At 61.4% G+C, this 22,320-nt stretch carries 17 protein-coding genes, 1 tRNA gene and 1 rRNA gene; 4 read left to right on the plus strand and 15 right to left on the minus strand.

The window, feature by feature from the left end; genetic code table 11:
- Nucleotides 1–8 precede the first annotated feature (8 nt).
- From cueR to rph, 4 genes are all read right to left on the minus strand, one after another.
- Complete coding sequence (gene cueR / locus AB5Y73_RS18535) at nucleotides 9–398, minus strand: Cu(I)-responsive transcriptional regulator (protein WP_005356117.1); 390 nt, start codon at nucleotides 396–398, stop codon at nucleotides 9–11.
- Nucleotides 399–2,828 carry a heavy metal translocating P-type ATPase gene (locus tag AB5Y73_RS18540; RefSeq protein WP_107683176.1) on the minus strand — a complete coding sequence of 810 codons (2,430 nt, stop codon included), beginning with the start codon at nucleotides 2,826–2,828 and terminating at the stop codon, nucleotides 399–401.
- 179 nt (nucleotides 2,829–3,007) lie between these two features.
- Nucleotides 3,008–3,661, minus strand: a complete 654-nt coding sequence (gene pyrE, locus AB5Y73_RS18545; RefSeq protein WP_107683175.1) for an orotate phosphoribosyltransferase — start codon at nucleotides 3,659–3,661, stop codon at nucleotides 3,008–3,010.
- A gap of 341 nt (nucleotides 3,662–4,002) precedes the next feature.
- On the minus strand, nucleotides 4,003–4,719 hold the full coding sequence (gene rph, locus AB5Y73_RS18550; protein WP_005339589.1) for a ribonuclease PH: 717 nt from the start codon (nucleotides 4,717–4,719) through the stop codon (nucleotides 4,003–4,005).
- Between the two features lie 147 nt (nucleotides 4,720–4,866).
- On the opposite strand from rph, the gene AB5Y73_RS18555 reads away from it, so the two are divergent.
- Nucleotides 4,867–5,730: a YicC/YloC family endoribonuclease gene (locus tag AB5Y73_RS18555; protein ID WP_005342032.1), complete on the plus strand. Its 864-nt coding sequence runs from the start codon at nucleotides 4,867–4,869 to the stop codon at nucleotides 5,728–5,730.
- A gap of 119 nt (nucleotides 5,731–5,849) precedes the next feature.
- On the opposite strand, the gene AB5Y73_RS18560 is transcribed toward AB5Y73_RS18555, so the two are convergent.
- Entirely contained in the window at nucleotides 5,850–6,755 is a 906-nt protein-coding gene (locus AB5Y73_RS18560) for a LysR substrate-binding domain-containing protein (RefSeq protein ID WP_019446199.1), read from the minus strand.
- Nucleotides 6,756–6,875: 120 nt separating this feature from the next.
- On the opposite strand from AB5Y73_RS18560, the gene AB5Y73_RS18565 reads away from it, so the two are divergent.
- Together AB5Y73_RS18565 and fghA are read left to right on the plus strand one after the other, a co-directional pair.
- Nucleotides 6,876–8,003 carry an S-(hydroxymethyl)glutathione dehydrogenase/class III alcohol dehydrogenase gene (locus AB5Y73_RS18565; RefSeq protein WP_107683174.1) on the plus strand — a complete coding sequence of 376 codons (1,128 nt, stop codon included), beginning with the start codon at nucleotides 6,876–6,878 and terminating at the stop codon, nucleotides 8,001–8,003.
- A 48-nt stretch (nucleotides 8,004–8,051) separates the two neighbouring features.
- Entirely contained in the window at nucleotides 8,052–8,888 is an 837-nt protein-coding gene (gene fghA / locus AB5Y73_RS18570; protein ID WP_107683173.1) for an S-formylglutathione hydrolase, read from the plus strand.
- A gap of 50 nt (nucleotides 8,889–8,938) precedes the next feature.
- On the opposite strand, the gene AB5Y73_RS18575 is transcribed toward fghA, so the two are convergent.
- On the minus strand, nucleotides 8,939–9,661 hold the full coding sequence (locus AB5Y73_RS18575; RefSeq protein WP_107683172.1) for a head GIN domain-containing protein: 723 nt from the start codon (nucleotides 9,659–9,661) through the stop codon (nucleotides 8,939–8,941).
- Between the two features lie 395 nt (nucleotides 9,662–10,056).
- On the opposite strand from AB5Y73_RS18575, the gene ovoA reads away from it, so the two are divergent.
- Nucleotides 10,057–12,207, plus strand: a complete 2,151-nt coding sequence (ovoA, locus tag AB5Y73_RS18580) for a 5-histidylcysteine sulfoxide synthase (protein ID WP_107683171.1) — start codon at nucleotides 10,057–10,059, stop codon at nucleotides 12,205–12,207.
- A gap of 79 nt (nucleotides 12,208–12,286) precedes the next feature.
- On the opposite strand, the gene AB5Y73_RS18585 is transcribed toward ovoA, so the two are convergent.
- From AB5Y73_RS18585 to AB5Y73_RS18625, 9 genes are all read right to left on the minus strand, one after another.
- On the minus strand, nucleotides 12,287–13,237 hold the full coding sequence (locus tag AB5Y73_RS18585; RefSeq protein ID WP_107683170.1) for a bile acid:sodium symporter family protein: 951 nt from the start codon (nucleotides 13,235–13,237) through the stop codon (nucleotides 12,287–12,289).
- 293 nt (nucleotides 13,238–13,530) lie between these two features.
- Entirely contained in the window at nucleotides 13,531–14,976 is a 1,446-nt protein-coding gene (locus AB5Y73_RS18590; protein ID WP_181497683.1) for an amino acid permease, read from the minus strand.
- A gap of 166 nt (nucleotides 14,977–15,142) precedes the next feature.
- Nucleotides 15,143–15,481, minus strand: coding sequence for a tRNA-binding protein (locus tag AB5Y73_RS18595; protein ID WP_005342042.1), 339 nt, complete (start codon nucleotides 15,479–15,481; stop codon nucleotides 15,143–15,145).
- 76 nt (nucleotides 15,482–15,557) lie between these two features.
- A complete protein-coding gene (locus tag AB5Y73_RS18600) occupies nucleotides 15,558–17,003 on the minus strand; it encodes an amino acid permease (protein ID WP_181497684.1) in 1,446 nt (481 codons plus the stop codon).
- A gap of 103 nt (nucleotides 17,004–17,106) precedes the next feature.
- A complete protein-coding gene (locus AB5Y73_RS18605) occupies nucleotides 17,107–17,562 on the minus strand; it encodes a beta-galactosidase subunit beta (RefSeq protein ID WP_107683167.1) in 456 nt (151 codons plus the stop codon).
- Complete coding sequence (gene ebgA, locus AB5Y73_RS18610; protein ID WP_107683166.1) at nucleotides 17,559–20,633, minus strand: beta-galactosidase subunit alpha; 3,075 nt, start codon at nucleotides 20,631–20,633, stop codon at nucleotides 17,559–17,561. Before ebgA ends, AB5Y73_RS18605 begins: the two co-directional genes overlap by 4 nt.
- 321 nt (nucleotides 20,634–20,954) lie before the next feature.
- A complete protein-coding gene (gene ebgR, locus AB5Y73_RS18615) occupies nucleotides 20,955–21,920 on the minus strand; it encodes a transcriptional regulator EbgR (protein ID WP_005342046.1) in 966 nt (321 codons plus the stop codon).
- Nucleotides 21,921–22,085: 165 nt separating this feature from the next.
- Nucleotides 22,086–22,200, minus strand: a 5S ribosomal RNA gene (gene rrf, locus AB5Y73_RS18620).
- Nucleotides 22,201–22,227: 27 nt separating this feature from the next.
- Nucleotides 22,228–22,303: transfer RNA gene (locus AB5Y73_RS18625), tRNA-Thr, on the minus strand.
- Nucleotides 22,304–22,320: the final 17 nt, after the last annotated feature.

Below are 22,320 nucleotides of genomic sequence, written 5' to 3' on the forward strand. Positions count from 1 at the left end.
GTCCTTGCTCACCCCTTCTCCAATTCGTCGAGGATCGGGCACTCGGGATTTTCATCCCCATGGCAGCAGCAGACCAACCCTTCCAGGGAGGTAAGCATCGCCTGAAGCCCAGCGATGCGGGCCCGCAGATCGACGATCTTCTCCTGCGCCAGCTTCTTCACCTGGGCGCTGGTTCTGTGCTCGTCCCGATAGAGCGCCAGCAGCTCCTGACACTCTTCCAGATTGAAGCCGGTCTCCCGCGCCCGCTTGACGAAACGCAGCTCCCGCAGCGCCCCCTCGGTGTAACTGCGATAGCCGTTGTCACTGCGTACCGGGGCTGTGATGAGGCCAATGCTCTCGTAATAACGGATGGTCTTGGCGGTCAGCCCAGTGGCCTTGGCAACCTTACTGATGTTCATTTATGCCTCCTTACTGATCGGGTTGGATGCTGGCCCGTGCGCCGCCCTGGGCTGCCAGCGTTTCAATAACAGGGAATTGCTCAAAACCGTGATACTGCTCAGGGCCATGGCCGCCCCCGCCAGCTCGGGGCTCAGGTAGCCCAGCGCCGCCAGCGGAATGCCGATGATATTGAACACGAAGGCCCAGAACAGATTCTGCTGTATGGTGCGCCAGGTCGCCGCCGAGATGTCGATGGCATCGGCCACCAGCCGCGGGTCAGATCGCATCAGGGTGATGGAAGCGGTCTCCATCGCCACATCGGAGCCGGAGCCCATGGCGATGCCGACATCCGCCGCCGCCAGCGCCGGGGCGTCGTTCACCCCGTCCCCCACCATGGCCACCAGCCCGCGGGTTTGCGCCCGCAACGCCTCCACTTTCTCCACCTTGCCCGCTGGCAGCACGGAGTCAAAGGCTCCGTCCAGCCCCAGCTTGGCGGCGATATGGGCCACCGGTGCCGGTGCATCGCCACTCACCAGCCAGCTGGCGATGCCGCGCTGGCGCAGGGTGGCGATGGCTTCCGGGCTCTCGGGGCGCAGGGTATCAGCCAGCGCCGCGATGCCAGCCACAGCACCGTCGATGGCAACCCAAACCCGGGTCGCCCCATCGGCGGCTTGTTCATTCTGTTGCGGCTGATCAATGCCGAGCTGGGCCAGCAGGGATCCATTGCCGATAGCGACCCTATGGCCCGCCACCTGACCGACAATACCAGCACCGACCAGCACCTCCACTGCCTCCGGCTGGGGCAACGCCACTTCTGTGCCGACGGCCTCCCGCATCGCCAGCGCCAGCGGGTGTTCGCTCGCCTGCTGCAGGGCGGCGGCCAGATGCAACTGCTCGTCATTGCCGCTCCAGCTCGCCAGCACGGGCTTGCCTTGGGTCAAAGTGCCTGTCTTGTCGAAGATAAGCGCCTTGATGGCGTGGGCCTTCTGCAGGGTATCCACATCCTTGATCAGAATGCCGTGGCGCGCCGCCACCCCGGTACCGGTGACGATGGCCGCCGGTGTGGCCAGCCCCAGCGCACAGGGGCAGGCGATCACCAGCACCGCCACCGCTGCCAGCAGCGCCTGACCGAAATCGTTGCTGATGGCGTACCACACCAGCAGGGTGAACAGGGCGATGGCCATCACCACCGGCACGAACACGGCGGAGACCTTGTCCACCAGCTGTTGCAGCGGGGCCTTGCCCATCTGGGCGCTCTCCACCAGTGCGATGATCTTGCTGAGGCTGGAATCCTCCCCCACGGTCGTGGCTTCGATCTCCAGTACGCCGGAGCGGTTGATGGCGCCGCCCAGCACCTTGTCGCCCGTACTGCGCGGCACCGGCAGACTCTCGCCGGTGAGGATCGACTCATCCAGCTCGCTGGCGCCGCTCACGATTTTGCCGTCCACCGGCACCCGCTCACCCACCAGCACCCGCAGCCGATCGCCGCGCAGCACCTCGTCGATGGCGACGCTCTGCCAGCTCTCGCCACGCCAGACGGTGGCGGTTTCCGGCCGCAGCGCCATCAGTTCGCGAATGGCGGACTGGGTGCTGCGGCGGGCTCTCGCCTCCAGCAGTTTTCCCAACGAAATCAGGGTAATGATGATGGCGCTCGCCTCGAAATAGAGCTTGCCGCTGGCGGCCATCCCCAACGTCAGCAGCAGATAGAGGCTGTAGAAGTAGGCGGCGCTGGTACCGGTTGCCACCAGCACATCCATATTGGCTGCGCGGTTCTTGATGGCAAGCCAGGCGCCGCGATAGAAACGGGCCCCGATCCAGAACTGCACCGGGGTGGCGAGCACCAGCTCCAGCCAGGCGGGTAGATGCCAGGGGAACAGTCCGGCCATGGCCAGCATCCCCACCAGCAGCGGCAAGGTCAGCAACGCCGAGACGATGACCCGGATCTGCGCCTGACGGGCAGTGGCGGCCTCCTGCGCCTCCCGCTCCAGCAACTGCTGGCGGCGGCCGCTGGCCGAACCCTGTGCCAGCTGGGCGCCAAAGCCAAGCGCCTCGATCTGCTCGCGCAAAGCGGCGGGCGTCTGCATCCCGGGGATCAGCACGATGCGGGCCTGTTCGATGGAGAAGTTGACCTCGGCGGAGATAACGCCAGGCAGCGCGGCCAGCATTTTGTTCAGTCGAGCCGAACAACCGGCACAAGTCATACCGGTAATTTGAAACAAAAAGGTCTCGCTGCCGTAGTCGTAACCCTGACTCTTGATGCTGTCGAGCACCGCAGACAGGCGATCGGGGCTGGCCAGCTCGATGGCCGCCTGCTCCAGCGCGAAGTTGACGGTTGCCGATACCCCGTCGAGTTTGTTGAGACTGGCCGCGATACGGCCTGCGCAGTTGGCGCAGCTCATGCCGCTGAGCGGCAACTGCAGATGCATCGGTGATTGAAGATGAGTGGTCATATTGTTCCTCCCCGGAACCCGTCGACACCACAAAACGCCGACTGGCAAACCCTAACCTTTACTGTAAGGGCAAGCTCAAGCCACATGATCCACTTTTTGCAGATGAAAAAAACGGCGCCCGTTTGCTGCCAGAGAGCAAACGGGCGCCGCATTCAGCTATTGCGCGGTGTGAGCGGAGCTCAGATACCGTACTGGGCGCGGTAAGCCTTCATGGCCGCCAGTTGCGCCGCCAGCTCCGGCTGTTCGGCCTGCTTCTCTTCCAGATAAGCAATCAGGTCGCTCATCTGGATGATGGCGATGATGTGGGCGCCGTAGTCACGCTCCACCTCCTGAATGGCGGAGAGCTCGCCCTTGCCCTTCTCCTGACGGTCCAGCGCGATCAGCACGCCCGCCAGCGAGGCGCCGTTGGCCTGGATCAGATCCATGGATTCGCGGATGGCGGTGCCAGCGGTGATGACGTCGTCCACCAGCATGATCCGCCCCTTGAGCGGGCAGCCCACCAGATTGCCGCCCTCGCCGTGATCCTTGGCCTCCTTGCGGTTGAAGCACCAGGGCACGTCCACATCGTGCTGCTCCACCAGCTGCACCGCGGTAGCGGAGGCGATGGGGATCCCCTTGTAAGCCGGGCCAAACAGCACATCGAACTCGATACCGGCATCCATCAGGGCGGCGGCATAGAAGCGGCCGAGACGGGCCAGATCGCGGCCGCTGTTAAACAGACCGGCGTTGAAGAAGTAGGGGCTTTTACGACCGGATTTCAGGGTAAATTCACCGAATTTGAGGACCTGTTTCTCCAGGGCGAACTCGATAAATTGACGCTGGTAGGCTTTCATTCTGGCTCCTTGCTTGGCTTGTCGTTGTCTTGTGTGGGGGTATAAAAAAACGCGGTCAATGCCGCGTTTGCAGGATCTGTTGACGCTTCGTCACAGCCGCGACGGAGTCGGTTTTTGCGCAGAACTAGGCATGAGATGCGAAGTTTGGTAATCCAAACGAGGCATCGAATAACGACGTTATGCACAAAAACCGCCCCGTCCCTACGGGTTGCGTGGCAAAGGATGCCATGCGTTGTTGCAGGACTTGCCAAGGGAATAACCATTGGCGGCATCCTGCGCCTAGCCTGGCATCCTTTGACACTGCAACGCGACTTGTGCCGAAACATCAACAGGTCCTGGTATCAGGAGAGCGACTGCTTCTGCAGCGCAATGATGTCGGCGATGCCGCCCTTGGCGAGCGCCAGCATCTCCAGCAGCTCTTCGTGGGTGAAGGGCTCGGCCTCCGCGGTGCCCTGCACCTCGATGATGCGACCATCTTCGGTCATCACCACGTTCATGTCGGTCTCGGCGGCGGAGTCTTCGATGTACTCCAGATCGCAGATGGCTTCTCCCTGATACATGCCGACGGAGACGGCGGCGATCATCTGCTTGAGCGGGCTCTGCTTGATCATGCCCTTCTCGACCATCCAGTTCAGCGCATCCACCAGCGCCACGCAGGCACCGGTAATGGAGGCGGTACGGGTGCCGCCATCGGCTTGCAGCACATCACAGTCAACGGTGATGGAGTGCTCGCCCAGCGCAGTCAGGTCTACCGCCGCGCGCAGGGAGCGGGCGATAAGACGGGAGATCTCCAGAGTACGGCCACTCTGCTTGCCGGAGGCCGCTTCGCGGTTCATCCGGGAGTGGGTGGAGCGCGGCAGCATGCCGTATTCGGCAGTCACCCAGCCCTGGTTCTTCCCTTTCAGGAAGCGCGGAACGCTGGTGTCAACGCTGGCGGTGCAGAGCACGCGAGTGTTACCAAACTCCACCAGCACTGAGCCTTCTGCATGTTTGGTGAAATTGCGGGTAATGGTAACCGGGCGAAGTTGCGCGGCACTGCGATCGCTTGGACGTGACATGGAACGGACCTCTGGGCTGGCTCAAATTGGCGGGGGATTATAAGTGATCCCGCCCCAAATATCAGCCGCTAAAACCACGGCATCGGCTGACGAGCAGGGCCGGGCTGAGTATACTGGCCGCACACTTCATCAAGCCCGGAACAATCAATGATTCACAGCATGACCGCCTACGCCCGCAAGGAATTCAAGGGCGACTGGGGCACAGCCGTTTGGGAAATTCGTTCGGTCAACCAGCGCTATCTGGAAACCTACATTCGCCTGCCGGAGCAACTGCGCAGCCTGGAACCGGTTCTGCGTGAGCGTTTCCGCGCCAAGCTGCAGCGCGGCAAGGTGGAGTGCAACCTGCGTTTTGAAGCCGCTCAGGCCGCCGCCAGCCAACTCCATATCAATGAAGAGCTGGCCAAGCTGATCATCGACAGCGCCAGCTGGGTAATGAAAGAGGCGGGTCAGGGCCAACTCAATCCGGTCGACGTACTGCGTTGGCCGGGCGTCATGGCCGCCGCCGAGCAGGACATGGACGCGGTCGCCACCGAGCTGCTCGGCGGTTTTGACCAGACCATGGAAGATTTCCTCGCCTCCCGCGCCAGCGAAGGGGCCAACCTCAAGGCGCTGATCGAACAGCGTCTGGCCGGTATTCAGGTGGAAGTGAAGAAGGTACGCGTCCACCTGCCGCAGATCATCGAGTGGCAGCGCCAGAAGCTCACCGACCGTCTGGCCGAAGCCAAGGTGGAGCTGGATCCGGCCCGCATCGAGCAGGAGATCGTGCTGCTGGCCCAGAAGATCGACGTGGCCGAAGAGCTGGATCGTCTGGAGATGCACATCAGCGAAACCAACAAAATCATGAAGAAGGGTGGCGCCTGCGGCCGTCGTCTCGACTTTATGATGCAGGAGTTCAACCGCGAGTCGAACACCCTCGGCTCCAAGTCCATCAACGCCGAAGTGACCCAGTCCGCCGTCGAGCTGAAAGTCCTTATCGAGCAGATGCGCGAGCAGATCCAGAACATCGAATGATGGGTCGCTGACTATCCGGTTGTTGCCTGCAAAAGAGCCCTTGATTCCTCAAGGGCTCTTTTATTTTCCGGCCATCGCACCTGTCGCCCGCCGCCGGTGAGTCAACGGCTGGGGAGCCCCTAGCCTATCGGCATCACCAGCGCCGGTTGGTGAGGGTCGCTCAGCCGTTCGGCCAGATAGTCCACCAGCAGCCGCACCTTGGGGGAGAGGTGGCGGTTGTGGGGATAGAGGGCCCAGATCCCCTCCGCCGGAGCCCGCAGTTCGGGCAGCAGCTCGATCAATTCGCCTCGGGCCAAATGGTCGCTCACGTAGTAGTCCGGCAGCTGGATGATGCCGATCCCCTTGAGCGCCGCATCCAGCAGGGCGTGGCCACTGTTGCACTGCAGCAAGCCGCGCACCCGCACGCTGTGGGGGCGGCCATCCAGGGTGAAGTGCCACTCGTCGCTGTTGCCCACCAGACAGGTGTGGCGGGTCAGCTCGGAGAGGCTGTTGGGCATGCCGTGGCGGGCGGTGTAAGCCGGTGAGGCGCAGACATAGGGCACCCGCTGCGCCAGCTTGCGCGCTACCAGCGTCGAGTCCTTGAGATGACCGAGCCGCAGCGCCAGATCGTAGCCTTCATGCACCAGATCCAGCAGCTGGTTGGTGAGGTTGAGGGTCACCTCCAGCTGGGGGAAACGCACCATGAAGTCATTCACCAGCGGGGCGATGCGGCTCTCGCCATAGGAGACGGGGGCAGTGATGCGCAGCGAGCCTTGCGGTACCGCCTGATGGCGCCCCACCGCCAGTTCCGCCTCATAGAGGTTGTCGAGCAGCTGACGGCAGTGGCGATAGTAGATCTCGCCAAGCTCGGTGAGCCGCACCTGACGGGTGGTGCGCAGCAGCAGCTTGGCCTGCAGCCGATCCTCCAGCTGTGCCACCTGACGGCTCACTTGCGCCACCGACACTCCCAGCTTGCGTGCCGCCGGGGTAAAGCCCCCCTGCTCCGCCACGCTGACAAATTCACAGATTCCTTCCCAGCCGAACATTATTACCTGTGTGTAAAAGTGATTTGAGATTTGCCCTCATTATCACCAAATCGGCGGGAAACTACACTGACTGTCCGAACTCATCTCTGTTCACCCTGCTCAACAAGAAGGATGTCATTCATGGCACAGGTTCAAAGCATCAAGTGTAAAGCCGCCATCGCCTGGGGCCCGGGTCAGCCCCTCTCCATCGAAGAGGTCGAGGTCATGCCGCCACAAGCGGGAGAGGTGCGAGTGCGTATCGTCGCCACCGGCGTCTGCCACACCGATGCCTTCACCCTCTCCGGTGAGGATCCGGAAGGGGTCTTCCCCTGCATTCTCGGCCACGAGGGGGGCGGCATCGTCGAATCCATCGGCGAAGGGGTCACCAGCGTCAAAGTGGGGGATCATGTGATCCCGCTCTACACCCCCGAGTGCGGCGAGTGCAAATTCTGCAAATCCGGCAAGACCAACCTGTGCCAGAAGATCCGCGCCACCCAGGGCAAGGGGTTGATGCCGGACGGCACCACCCGCTTCTCGAAAGATGGCCAGCCCATCTATCACTACATGGGCACCTCCACCTTCAGCGAATACACGGTGCTGCCCGAAATCTCCATCGCCAAGGTAGACCCGGCCGCCCCGCTGGAAGAGGTCTGCCTGCTCGGCTGCGGCGTCACCACCGGCATCGGCGCCGTGATGAACACCGCCAAGGTGAAGGAGGGTGAGAGCGTCGCCATCTTCGGGCTGGGGGGCATCGGCCTCTCGGCGGTGATCGGTGCCCGTCTGGCCAAGGCCGGTCGCATCATCGCCATCGACATCAACGAGAGCAAGTTCGAGCTGGCCCGCAAGCTGGGCGCCACCGACTGCATCAACCCGAACGACTACGACAAACCGATTCAGGAGGTGATCGTCGAGCTGACCGACGGTGGCGTCGACTTCTCCTTCGAGTGCATCGGCAACGTCAAGGTGATGCGTGCGGCGCTGGAGTGCTGCCACAAGGGTTGGGGCGAGTCGGTCATCATCGGCGTGGCCGGAGCGGGTCAGGAGATCAGTACCCGTCCGTTCCAGCTGGTGACCGGTCGGGTCTGGCGCGGCAGCGCCTTCGGCGGGGTACGCGGTCGCAGCGAACTGCCGAGCTATGTGCAGCGCTACATGCAGGGCGAGTTCCGCCTCGATGACTTCATCACCCACACCATGCCGCTTGAGCAGATCAACGAGGCATTCGATCTGATGCACCAAGGCAAGAGCATCCGCACCGTCATCCACTACTGAGCATGATCACCCCGCCCGCCATCGTGGGCGGGGTGCAGGAGTCCTTCGATGAATCTGGAGATTATCAGCAGCAACAAGAGCTTCGGCGGCTGGCACAAGCGCTATCGCCACAGCGCCAGCGTGCTCGGCTGCGAGATGAATTTTGCCATCTATCTGCCGCCTCAGGCCCTCACCGGCCAGAAGGTGCCGGTACTTTACTGGCTCAGCGGCCTCACCTGCACCGATGAGAACTTCATGCAGAAGGCGGGTGCCCAGCGCATTGCCGCCGAGCTCGGCATCGCCCTGGTGGCACCGGACACCAGCCCCCGCGGCGACGGCGTGGCCGACGATCCCGGTTATGACCTCGGCATGGGAGCAGGCTTTTACGTCAATGCCAGCCAGAGCCCCTGGCAGGCTCACTACCAGATGTATGACTACATCACCCGCGAGCTGCCTGACTTGATAGAGACCCACTTCCCGGTCTCGACCCGACGCGCCATCAGTGGCCACTCCATGGGCGGGCACGGGGCACTCATCGCCGCTCTGCGGGAGCCCGGTCGCTACCGCTCGGTCTCGGCCTTCAGCCCGATCTGCCACCCGAGCCGCTGCCCCTGGGGCCAGAAGGCGCTTGGCGCCTATCTCGGCAGCAATCCTCTGCTGTGGCAGGAGTGGGATGCCTGCCAACTGCTGCGCCACCAGCCGGTCACGCCGCTACCAACCTTGGTGGATGTGGGGCTGGATGATCCCTTCCTCGCCGAGCAGCTGCATATCGATGCGCTGGCCGAGGTGGCGGCCAGCAGGGAGTGGCCGCTGGAGCTCAACCGCCACGACGGCTATGACCACAGCTACTACTTCGTGGCGAGCTTTATCGAGGCGCACCTGCGCTTTCACGCCCGCCACCTCTGATCTACACAGGCCCGTGACGGGTCTGTTTCAGTTGTGGTGATCGGTTGATATCAGCTGCCCGCGCGGGTCACCCCGCCGGAGCCCACGATCTGCTGCTCCACCTCGGGGTCACCCCAGTAGGTGATGTTGCCAGTGCCTGCGATGCCGATCTTGAGCGTTTTCTGGGCCCGCACCGCCACATCACCGCTGCCGGCGATATTGACCTCGACCTCGTTGCCACGCATTTCGCTGCCCAGCACATCGCCAGCACCGGCAATGTTCAGCTCGATGCTGGCGGCAGAGCCGCTCCCCAGATCCAGGCTGCCTGCACCAGCGATATTGCCTTTCAATCGCTGTACCTCCAGCTGGCTGGCGACGATACCACCTGTTCCCGCCACTGACAGCTCCAGTGCCTCACCCTTGAAGCCGCTCAGATCGCCGTTGCCGGTACCTGCCAGCGCCATTTCACTGAGCTCTGGCAGGGTGATGGTGATCTCCAGCGGTTCGGTAGGCCGCAGTCGGTAACCCTCCTTCACCTCGATCTCCAGCTTGCTGCCGCGCTCGGTCAGCTCCAGATAGGGCAGCAGGTTCTCCTGCCCCTTGATCAGGATGCCACGCTGCTCCCCCGCTACCAGATGGAGGGTGGCCGGAGTTCCCGCCAGCACCCGGGTCACCCGCTCGCCCAGCGCCTGCTGGCGCTCGACCGGGACACCTTCCCCCTTGATCTCGGTGTCGGCAAAGACGTTGCAACCACCCATCACCAACGCCACCAAGACGCCAATCATCCACCGCATAACTGTTCTCCTTTTTATTTATTGATAAGCCACCTGACAGGCCCTGTTCGAAACCACAAAAATAAAGGCCGTATGAAACCACAGATAGCAATGGCCATGCCAGAAGCTAACTAGATGATTTTCAATAAAAATAAAATCAACAGTAAGAAGTGGCACGCATTAAAAAGAGCCATTTAGACCACCATTTGGCGAATCTGACCATCCCCTAACAGGCTGGTGGAGAGCTGGCTGGCGAGCCGTCCTGCCGGTCGCTACGCTGACAGCCCGTGGAAGTTTTTGATTGCCCTGCCGGTCTGTTGAGCCAATAGTGGTACTTCGTGCGTACCAAGCTCTCCATTGCGGTAATGTCATTACCACTGTCTTGTCAGTCTTCACTGCCAACAAGGAGTCAGAGCGTGACCCAAGCAAGCCCTCTCTATTCCACTGCCACCGGTCTGCCGGAGCCGACTCGCACCCCGTTGCTGACCGGCAGCGATCCCGAGCAGAAACGGCGCGAGCTGCTCGCCTACTTCTGCCAGACCTTCGATCTCTACGACTCACTGTTCGACTGTCTGGCCGATGAGCGGGCCTGGTTCAACAAGGCGATCCCGCTGCGCCATCCGCTCATCTTCTACTACGGCCACACCGCCGCCTTCTTCATCAACAAACTGCTGGCGGCGCGCCTGATCGACCAGCGGCTGGATGCCCGCATCGAGGCCATGGTTGCCATCGGGGTGGACGAGATGAGCTGGGACGATCTGGACGAGACCCACTACGACTGGCCCAAAGTCAGCGAGCTGCGCAGCTATCGGGCCAAAGTCCGTTCGCTGGTGTGTGATTTCATCCGCCAGATGCCGCTCACCCTGCCCATCGACTGGCAGAGCCCGGCCTGGGTGATCCTGATGGGGATAGAGCACGAGCGCATCCACCTCGAGACCTCCAGCGTGCTGATCCGCCAGTTGCCGCTCGCCTGGGTGCGGCCGCAGCCTTATTGGCCCGCCTGTACCGAAGCCCGCCACCGCATTGACCAGGTGCCCGCCAACAGCCTGCTGCCGGTGGCTGGCGGCAAGGTGCGCCTTGGCAAGCGGGACGCCACCTACGGCTGGGACAACGAATATGGCGAGCGCCAGATCGAGCTAGCCCCGTTTCAGGCCAGCCGCATGCTGGTGAGCAATGCCGAGTACCTCGCCTTCGTCCAGGCGGACGGCTATGGCCAGCAACAGTGGTGGGATGAGGAGGGGTGGAGCTGGTGCCAGTACGCCAAGGCACAGATGCCCACCTTCTGGGTGGGTGACCCCGCCGAGCCCGAACAATTGCAGCTGCGGCTGATGACCGAGCAGGTCGCCATGCCCTGGGACTGGCCAGTCGAGGTCAACCAGCTGGAGGCGGCTGCCTTCTGTCGCTGGCAGGCAGCTCGCACCGGACTCCCCATCCAGCTGCCGAGCGAGGCGGAATGGATGCTGCTGCGAGAGCAGCTACCCGGCGATCAGCCGGACTGGACGGAAGCCCCCGGCAATATCAATCTGGCCCGTTTCGCCTCCTCCTGCCCGGTGGATGCCTGCCCGCAAGGGGAGTTCTTCGATCTGGTGGGCAATGTCTGGCAGTGGACCAGCACCGCCATCGATGGCTTCGACGGCTTTAAAATCCACCCGCTCTACGACGACTTCTCCACCCCCACCTTTGATGGCAAGCACACCCTGATCAAGGGCGGCAGCTGGATCAGCACAGGTAACGAAGCGCTCAAATCATCCCGTTACGCCTTCCGGCGTCACTTCTTCCAGCATGCGGGTTTCCGCTATCTGGTCTCCCGTTATCAGGAACCCGTTATCGTGAATCCCTATGAAACCGACACGCTGGTCGCTCAGTACCTCGACTTCCAGTACGGTCCGAGCCACTTCGGGGTCGCCAACTACGCCAAGACGCTTGCTGATCTTGCTGGCGAGCTGTGCAGCAACCACCAGCGGGCGCTGGATATCGGCTGTGCCACCGGCCGCGCCAGCTTCGAACTGGCTCGCCACTTCCAGCATGTGGACGGGGTCGACTACTCGGCCCGCTTCATCGATGTGGCGCTGGCCCTCGCCAGTCAGGACAGTTTCCGCTACGCCATTCCGCTGGAGGGTGAACTGGTGGAGTATTGCGAGGCACGCCTGTCGAGCCACGGGCTGGGGGCAAGTCAGGCTGAGCGCATCCACTTCAGTCAGGGGGATGCCTGCAACCTCAAACCCAAATATGACCACTACGATCTGGTGCTCGCCTCCAATCTGATCGACCGGCTGCGAGAGCCCGCCCGCTTCCTGCGGGATATCGCACCCCGGCTGCGCAGCGGTGGCCTGCTGGTGCTCACCAGCCCCTATACCTGGCTGGCGGAATATACCCCGCCCGCCAAATGGCTCGGCGGCATTCGCGAAAACGGCGAGGCGCTCACCACCTATCAGGCGCTGCAACGGCTGCTGGCGGCGGAGTTCGAGGAGCACTGCCCACCCCGGGATGTGCCTTTCGTCATCCGCGAGACCGCCCGCAAATACCAGCACACGGTGGCGCAGCTGACCGTCTGGCGCAAACGCTAGCACGCCGGTCAGCATGCAGATGAGAAGAGGGAGGCCAACGGGCCTCCCTCTTGTTATGGCAGTCAAAACGGCGCGAGTATCAATGCCCCTGCTCATGATAGCGGCGCGCCAGCACGGCGCAGACCATCAGCTGGATCTGGTGGAAGATCATCAGGGGCAGCACCATGACCCCGACACTGGCGGCGGGGAACATGACGTTGGCCATCGGCACCCCGTTGGCAAGACTCTTCTTGGAGCCGCAGAAAACGATGGTGATCTCGTCCGCCTTGTCGAAGCCGAGGCGGCGGCTGATCCAGACGTTCCAGCAGAGCACCAGCGCCAGCAAGATGCAGCTCAGCAGCACGATACTGGCCAGATCGTACCAGCCGACCTGGTGCCAAATCCCCTGCACCACCGCCTCGCTGAAGGCGACGTAGACCACCAGCAGGATGGAACTCTGATCCAGCTTGCCAATGAGCGGCCGATGGCTGTCGACCCAGCGGCCGATGAGCGGGCGCGACAGGTGGCCGACCACAAACGGCAGCATCAGCTGCACCATGATGGACTGAATGGAGTGCCAGGTGTCGATCCCCTCCCCCTGTACGTGGATCATCATCCCCACCAGCACCGGCGAGAGGAAGATGCCGAGGATGCTGGAGGCCGAGGCGCTGCACACCGCCGCCGACACATTGCCCCCCGCCATCGAGGTAAAGGCGATGGCCGACTGCACGGTGGCAGGCAGGGCGCAGAGATAGAGAAAGCCGAGGTAGATGGCCGGGCTCAGCCAACTCGGCACCAGCGGGGTGAGCAGCAGCCCCAGCAGCGGAAACAGCACGAAGGTGCTGAGCATCACCACCAGATGAAGCCGCCAGTGACCGAGGCCCGCCAGCAGGTTCTGACGCGACAGCTTGGCGCCATGCATGAAGAACAAGAGCGCCACCGCCAGCTTGGTCAGCAGACCGAACCAGACGGCCACCTGCCCCTCGCAGGGAAAGAGGGAGGCCAGGGTGACCACCGCAATCAGCACAACAGTAAAGGGATCCAGACGCACGAAAGGTCTCCATCAGAAGGGCATCCTGCTGCCGTGACGGCAGTCAGGATTGGGGAGGACAAGAAACAGAGCGGGAGATGTCTGGCACCTCCCGCTAAAACGAACCTCCAGCTTACCCCGATAACGGAGAGGCGCAACGTTGTGCAGCGGTTAATTGTTCATCAATGCTTAACGCCTTTGCTTTGTCGAATAGCGGAAGTTGATGACCCGCGGCCAGATAGCGCCAAACCGGCGCGAAATGGATAAAAAAACGGGCGACCAAGGCCGCCCGTCTCGCGTTGATGGTCAGCCGATCAGCGCTGGCTGGCCAGCTTGCCATTGCCGCTTTTCTTCTCATTGCTGGCGAGCTTGCGGGCCTGCCGCTTCTCGAAGCGGGAGATCCACCAGTATGCCAGTGCCGAGAAGACCGCGGTCATAAAGACGTTGATGAAGAAGGCGCGCACCAGATCCACCCCGCTCGGGAAGGCGGAGGCGCTCATGCTCACCACGAAGATGGCGATCAGCACCGACACCACGCCCATCCCGAAGGTGCGCGACCCCATGCGGAAGTCACGGGGGGTATCGTCATGTTTCCAGCGGAACACGAAGTAGGCCACCATGATGAAGATCGGCGGCAGCATGGCAGTCCCAGCAGTGAGATTGATGGCGGTGTTCATCATCTGCTGCACCGACTCGGAGCCGAAGCCGTTGACCACCAGCATCGCGAACACGAAGACAAACTGCCACCAGGCGGCGCGCACCGGCACGCCGTGCTCGTTGAGCTGGGTGGTCTTCTCGCCGTAAACCCCCTGCGGGATCTCGGAGAAGTGGATCTTCACCGGCGCCGAGGTCCACATCATCATGGAGCCGAACATGGCGATGAACAGCACCACGCCGACGAAGCGGCCCACCAGCGCTTCCGACAGCTGGAAGTACTGGGCCATGCCGGTGAAGATCTCCACCATGCCGCCGGCATAGGTGAGGCTCTCGCGCGGTACGAACACGTTCACCAAAAGGGAACCGACCGCATACATGGCACCGATGACGACACCCGCGCTGATGATCACCTTGATGAAGGACTTCTGGCCGCCCTTCACGTCATTGAGGTAGGCCGCTGCGGTCTCGGCACCGCCCGCCGCTTGGAAGATCCAGCACATGATGCCGAGGGTCGCCCAGTTGACGGTGGGAGTCATAGCCTCCAGCGTGATGGGCTGGGCCGGCACATGATCCCCACTCAGGGCCATCAGGGCGCCCAGCACATAGATGGCGAACAGGGCAAATACCCCGTAGGCCACGATCTCGGCAATCTTGCCGAGCCAGCTCGCCCCCTTGGTGGAGATGTGGGTCGCCGCCGCAAAAAGAACGATGGAGATGATCGAGGTGACCATGGGCGAGAAGCTGTACTCATAGCCCAGCATGGCGTAGGAGGCGTAGGCGATGACGTTGGGCAGCAGGGAGACAAACCAGAACAGGTTCACGAACCAGTAGAGAAACGAACCCAGATAGGCCATCCGGGTGCCGAGCGGTTTTTTAAGCCAGTCGTACATCCCCGACTCGGAGTTTTTGTTGGCCGAGACGAACTCGGCGATGATGAAGACGAACGGGATGAAGTAGACGATGGTCGCCAGCAGGAAGATGGGGGCGGAGCTGAGCCCCAGCTCGATGTTGTTGTTGACGATGTTGCGCACATTGAACACGGCGGCAAAGGTCATCGACAACAGGGCAAACTTGCCTATGGTGCCGCGTACGGATTCAGACATGGTGTCCTCCAGTGGACTTGCGCTCCCTGCGGGGAGCGCTGTGACTCTGTGATGTGTTCGGCAAGGGTCTGTCGGCCCCGCGCTTTACTCTCTTGTTATGATCGGGCCGCGTGGACGGCCTCGTTGCTGAACCGGTACCGTCTCCCGCACCGGCTCGCAATACCATTCAGACGATCGGAGTGCCCGGCGCCATCGGCACCCGCGGTTGCAACAGCACGCTCTGGCTCTCGTCCGGGGTCTCGGCGCAGAGCAACATGCACTCGGATCGCTCACCGCGCATTTTGGTGGGCTTGAGGTTGGTCAGTACCACCACCTCGCTGCCCATCAGCTCCTCTTCGCTGTAGTAAGGCACCAGACTGGTGACTGTCTGCAGCGGCCGCTCGCCACCCACGTCGATCTGGACGATGTAGAGTTTGTCGGCCCCGGGGTGGCGCACCACCTCCAGCACCTTGCCCACCTTCATCTCGACCCGCTTGAATTCGGCAAACTCGATCGTCTCGCTCATTCTCTTTTCCTTTTCTGGTTCAACGGTTTGCGGGTGGCCAACGGCCACCCGGTTTGATTGGGATTCAATGCAGTGCCTATGGCGTCTGCATGGCAACCTGCGCCGCCGGCTGGGCCTCTTTCGCACGCGCCTCGGCGCTGAGGGAGGCCTCGTATCTGTTGTATTTCCACCAGGCGAAGCCGAGGAAGATCAGGATCCCGCCGACGTTGTAGAAGATGATGGTCATGATGTCGGCACCGGTAGGGAAGGTGGAGGCGAGGAAGCCCACCGAGAAGATGGCGATCAGCACCGAGACCACGGCGATGCCGGTAGTGCGCGAACCCATCCTGAAATCCCGTGGCAGGTGATCGAGCTTCAGACGCAGATTGAGGTAGGCCAGCATGATGAACAGCGGCGGCAGCATGGAGGCGGCAGCGGTCATGTTGATGACGGTGTTCATCAGATCCTGCGCTGTGTTGGAGCCCAGGGTCGGGATCACCATCAGCGGCAGCACGATGAGGTACTGGATCCAGGCTGCACGGGCGGGCACGCCATTCTCGTTCAGCTCGACGGTTTTCTTGCCGAAGATGCCGGCCGGGATCTCGGAGAAGAAGATCTTCACCGGGGTCGCCGTCCACATCAGCAGGGAGCCGAACATGGCGGTGAAGGAGACCAGCCCGACGAAGCGGTTCATCAGGATCTCCGGCAGGCCGAAGTAGGCCGCCAGCCCCTCAAATACCTGCACCGAGCCGCCGGTATATTTCAGGGTACCGCTCGGCACGAACACGTTGATCAACAGCGATGCGATGGAGTAGAGCACGCCGATAAAGATCCCGGCGATGATGATCACCTTCACGAAGGATTTGGAGCCCCCTTTCACGTCATTGACGTAGACCGCCACCGACTCGGCGCCACCGGCTGCCATAAAGATCCAGGTGGTGATGCCGAGGAAGGCCCAGCTGAAATCGGGGATCATCGCCTCTACCGTGATGGGGTCAGCCGGTTGCACGCCGCCCACCAGTGCCGCACCCGCCAGCAGGATGTAGGAGAGGGTCAGCAGCAGCATCAGGGACGAGGTCACCGAGGTGATGGGGCCGAGCATCTTGGCGCCGTTGGTGGAGACATAGGTGGCAAAGGCAAACAGCACCATGCTCAATGCCGTGGTCGCCACCGGGGTGAGAATGTACTCGTAGCCGAGGAAGGCATAGGAGGCGTAGGCGATGACCCGCGGCAGCAGCGAGGTGAAGAAGAAGAGGTTCACGAACCAGTAGGTGTAGGCGGAGATGAAGGCCCAGCGACCGCCGAGGGAGCTCTTCACCCAGGCATACACCCCTGCTTCGGAGTTTTTGTTCAGTGACACGAACTCCGCAATGATCAGGCAAAACGGAATGAAGTAAAAAATGGTGGCCAGAAAGAACATCGGGGCCGAGGCCAGACCGATCTCGATGTTGTTGTTGATGACGTTGTTGAAGCTGAATACCGCCGCGAAGGTGAGCGACAGCAGACCAAACTTGCCGATAGTATTGCGTTTGGAATCAGACATGGTGCATCTCCAGACCTGTAGTTATTGCCGCGAAAGGGCGGGGCATGAGTTGTAGGGTGAGCCCCGCCTTTCCGGCTTTTATCAGTGCAAAAACAGCGGCTTGTTATTTGTTTTTGAAGTAGCCGCCTTCGACGGTGACCTTGATGATCAGCTTGCGCACCGGCCCGTCGCCGACGAAGCGGTAGGCCTCGTCGTTCTCGAAGATCACCACCTGACCATTGCCGACTTTCTGGCGCTCACGCACCTCACCGGCCAGCCACTCGCGGTCTGTGGTGTCGTCATAAGCCTGCTCGACCCGCAGATCCGACTTGGCAGCCCACTCCACCGTCTCTGTCCCTTCCAGGTAGTAGTGGACGTCGAAATAGCGGCGCTGCCCCTCGAACAGTGAGGTGGCCGGGCTGGCCCCCTCCTGCAAGCGGTAGGTGAGGGAGTCACCGATGGAGTGGCAGATGCCGGGCTTGAGGTTCGGCAGGTTGTTGATGGCCTCCACGCAGCGGCCCCACTTCTTGCCCTCCCGGTAGATGTTTTTGAACAGGGTCAGGTTGTCCAAGGTGATCATGCGAGGTTCCTCCCGCCGTTGATGGTGAGATCGAGCCCGGCCAGCGCAGCCGGATTGAGGTTGCCACGGGCGATGGGCAGCAGGGTCAGACCGAAGCTGAACGGCTCGAAGCGCACCCGCCAAGAGTCCAGCACCTCGGAGCCCCAGGAGTTGGAACCCAGCCCCAGTACCTTGTGATCCAGATTGAGGGTGAGATAACCGCTCGGTTCCAGCTCGTTGATGTGCTGCGCCGCGTGGATATGCTCCCAGCTGTAGGGCCAGACGCTCAGGTTGATGGGGACATCGGGCCGGACGTAGAGACCGGCGCCGTGGCGGTTGGTCAGGGTCGCCCAGCGCACCTGCTGGCGGTTGCCGTTGTCCTGCGGGAAGGGGTAGTGCTCCCACATCTCGCTGACTGTGCTCTGGAAGCTGTCGATCCAGTTGCTCTGGCGGCTGTCCTGATAGTTCTCGCCCGGCCCCATGCCGTAGTAGTGCACCCGGTCGAGATCCTGACGAATGCCCAGCTCGAAGCCGATCTTCGGGATGATGTCGTCATAGCCGCCGTAGGGCTGGCCGGAGAGCGCCACGTGCAGCTGGCCGTTCGGGCTCAGGGTGTAGACGTAACGGCAGCGCATGCCGAAGTCGAACACCGGCGGTGCGATCAGGCTCTCTACCGTTACCTCAACCGCCTCGCCCAGCTGGCGCCAGCTTAAGGTGCGGAAGTGCTCCTGCATGATCTGCAGGTGGTTCGGGTGCCACAGGCTCTCGTACTCCTGCTTGTGGTTGTCGATCATCGGCTTGAAGAAGGTGAGGCGCGGCGAGCGCTCAATCAGTTCGATACCATCCTGCTGCCAGCTCACCAGCTTGCCGTCGAGGCGCGAGAAGCGCAGGGCGAAGCCGCTGCCGCTCAAGGTCAGATCAAGCCGTTCGTCGGCAATCTGCAACGGGGTGGCGTTGGGATTGGCAAAGGGCTGCAGCTGGCGAGTCGACTCTTTCAGCTGGAACTGGTACTGGCCCAGCTCATGCTCCGCCGCGCTGTAACGGGTGGCGGTGGCCTTGATGACCCGCAGCTGGACGAAGGTTTCCCGCCCATCGAGGGATGGCAGTTCGAGTTGCAACTCGGTGGTGGCACCGGGATCAATCCCTTCCAACCGGATTTGCTGGCTGGCCAGCAGTTCGCCTTCGGCCTTCACCTCGACCAGCAGGCGGATGTCGTCGAGAGTGGAGAACCAGTAGCGGTTTTCCACCGCCAGCTTGCCGCTGGCCAGATCCAGCGCGCGCACCTTGACCGGGCAGATCACCTGCTTGTATTCGCGCAGGCCAGGCCCCGGGGTCTGATCCGGATAGATGAGGCCATCCATGCAGAAGTTGTAGTTGTTGGGGTAGTCGCCGTAGTCGCCGCCGTACTTGTAGACGGGGCGGCCCTGTTCGTCCTGATCCAGAATGCCGTGATCGCACCACTCCCAGATGTAGTGACCCTGAATGTGGGGATGGCGGTCGAACACCTGCTGGTATTCGCTCAGGCCACCCGGGCCATTACCCATGGCGTGGGCGTATTCGCAGAGGATGCGCGGCTTCGCCATCGGGAACTCGCCAAAGCAGTTCATCTGGGAGACGCGGGAATACATGGTACTCACCACATCCACCACCTCGGCATCGCGATCCTCTTCGTAGTGCACCAGCCGGGTCGGGTCGATCGCCTTGCAGCGCTGGTACATGGCTCTGATGTTGCAGCCGTAGCCGGACTCGTTACCCAGCGACCAGATGATGATGGAGGGGTGGTTTTTCTGGGCGTGTACGTGGCGCTCGATGCGATCCACGAACACCGGCTCCCAGAAGGGGTCGTCGGTGATGCGGCTGAGATCGCCGACGTTGGCAAAACCGTGGGTCTCCACGTCGGTCTCCGCCATCACGAACAGACCATACTGGTCGCACAGCTCGTAGAAGCGCGGGTCGTTCGGGTAGTGGGCGGTACGTACCGAGTTGAGGTTGTGCTGCTTCATCAGCACGATATCGCGCTCCACCCGATCCATGCCGACCGCACGGCTCTTGAGGTGGTCGTTGTCGTGGCGGTTCACCCCGTGCAGCTTGAGGTAGTGACCGTTGACGTAGAAGAGGCCATCCTTGACCTTGATCTCACGCACCCCGACCCGCTGCGGGATCACTTCCAGCAGCTCGCCCTGACCGTTGTAGAGGGAGAGTTGCAGCTGGTAGAGGTAAGGGCCTTCGGCGCTCCACAGATGGGGGTTGGCCAGATCCAGCGTGAAGCGGCAATCACACTTGCCATCGATGGCGAGATGGTCGAGCGAGCCGCTGGCGATCTCGTTGCCCTGATCCAGCAGCGACCAGACCAGACGGTGATCACGGGCAGCCGCCCCCAGATTCTCCAGCTGGATATCGCAGCTCAGGGTGGCGCTTTGATTGTCATCGGCCAGCGTGGTGCGGATAAAGAAGTCCTGCACATGGGCGGCCGGTTTGCCCACCAGATAGACGTCGCGGAAGATCCCCGCCATCCACCACATGTCCTGATCTTCGATGTAAGTGGAGTCGGCCCACTGCATCACCCGCACTGACAGCAGGTTCTCGCCAACCTTGGCGTAGGCGCTGATATCGAACTCGGCGGTGAGGCGGCTGCCCTTGCTGAAGCCCACGTAGTGGCCGTTCACATAGACCTCGAAGTAGGTCTCCACCCCGTCAAACTTGATGATCACCTGCTCGCCATCCCAAGCCGGGCTCAGCGTGAAGCTGCGCTGATAGGCGCCGGTGGGGTTGTTGGTCGGCACGAAGGGTACGTCGATGGGGAAGGGAAAACCTTCGTCGGTGTACTGCAGCTGACCATGTCCTTCCATCTGCCACATGTTGGGCACGGTGATCTGGCCCCACTCGCTCATGGGGCTGTGATAGAAGGCCTCCGGCACCTGCAGGGGGTGGTCGAAGTAGTGGAACTGCCACTGGCCGCCAAGGCTCAGAAAACGGCGGCTCAGCTCGCGCTGCATGGTGGCCGCCAGCGCGTGGTCGGCATAAGAGAAGAAGTAGGCGCGCGGGGCCAGCCTGTTTTCACCAACGAATTGGACGTTTTCCCAGTTATTCACATGTCCTCCCGGAACAAGGCAACGTTAACTGGGTAAACTCTAGATAAACATTTACTAAATATCAGTTTTGGATTGGTAAAGTTTTAACCTGGTCACAATGAACAGATGGTTTTGTGAGCGAGATCAGAAGCGGGAGATAAAGGAGGGCAAGATATGGAGGAGTGGCATGGATGTTGATAAGAGTTGGCTGATTAGCAATAAAATCAACTATAAAACAATATGATATGAAGTTACTGGATGATATGGGAAAGAGGTTTACTTGGGAGAGGTGTCGCACCACCGCAAGATGGTGCGACTAAAAAGCCCTGAGTTTTACTAAAATCAGCGAGTGGTGCCACGCAGGGTCAACTTGCTCGGTACCAGCACCCGAAGGGGAATATCCCGCTCGTCTCGCAGCCGCTCAACCAGCAGATTGACCCCCTGGGAGCCCATCAACTCGGAGTGGATCCGCACCGTGGAGAGCGGCGGGAAGGTGAACTTGGCGGTCGGAATATCGTTGACGCTGATAAGCTCGATCTGCTGGGGAATCGCCAGCCCCTTCTCGTGAATGGCACGCAGCACACCGATGGCGATGGAGTCGGAGGCGACGAACAGCGCCTTGGGCCAGTCGCCGGCCAGCATCTCCTTCGCCAACTGGTAGCCGGAAGCGCTGGAGAAGTCCCCACGATAGAGATCGCTCTCCTGCACCACCCCCAGCCGCTGGCCATAATCCCGGAAGGCCAGTTCACGCAGATCCGGATTCTCATCCTGGCCACCGATATAACCGATACGCTGGTGCCCCTGCGCGATGAAGTAATCGACGACCTGCTGGCTGATCAGTGCGAGATCCACATCAACCGAGTCGAACTCTCCCTGTGAACGGCAGTCGACAAACACCAGCTGGCTGGAACAAGCCCTTAGCTGGACGAGACGTTCGGCTGTGAGTGTGCCGACAACCAGAATGCCATCCACGGCGCTCAGCTCGCGCCCTTCACCACAGTTGTAGAGATGAGTCAGCTCGATATTGAGGCGGGCACTCTGGGTCTCGATGCCATAACGGATAGCGAGATAGTAAGGATCGTTGACCTCGGTACTCTGGGGATAGGCATAGACCACCAGAAAGTGCAGCTTGCTCTTGTGTACCCCCTTGCGGGCGCTGCTGGTCTTGTACTCCAGCCGTTCGGCAATCTCGAAGATCCGCTGCTTGGTCTCTTCCTTGACGCTCAGGCTGGGATCCTCGTTCAGTACCCGGGATACCGTGGCGAGAGAAACCCCCGCTTCCTGTGCAATTTCCTTCAACGTAGCCATCAATACCTCGCTGGCAGCATCACGTGTTAATCGGCAACGGCTAAAGAGTAACGGGCAATCCCTTGATAGCCCAGCACTTTTACTAAAATCCCGGTGGCATGGCAGATTTTTGGAACACAGAAATGCAAAAAGGCCTCCCGAATGGGAGGCCTCTTCTAAATAGGTGCCTGACAGTGTCCTACTCTCGCATGGCGAATGCCACACTACCATCGGCGCTACCGCGTTTCACTTCTGAGTTCGGCATGGGATCAGGTGGTTCCACGGCGCTATTGCCGTCAGGCAAAAGCTTTTAAAACTAACTTGAAAATGGTGCTGATACCCAGAATCGAACTGGGGACCTCATCCTTACCAAGGATGCGCTCTACCGACTGAGCCATATCAGCACACTAACCGGTAAAGA

The organism is Aeromonas sp. s7(2024), from assembly GCF_040907825.1.
Lineage (GTDB): Bacteria > Pseudomonadota > Gammaproteobacteria > Enterobacterales > Aeromonadaceae > Aeromonas > Aeromonas veronii.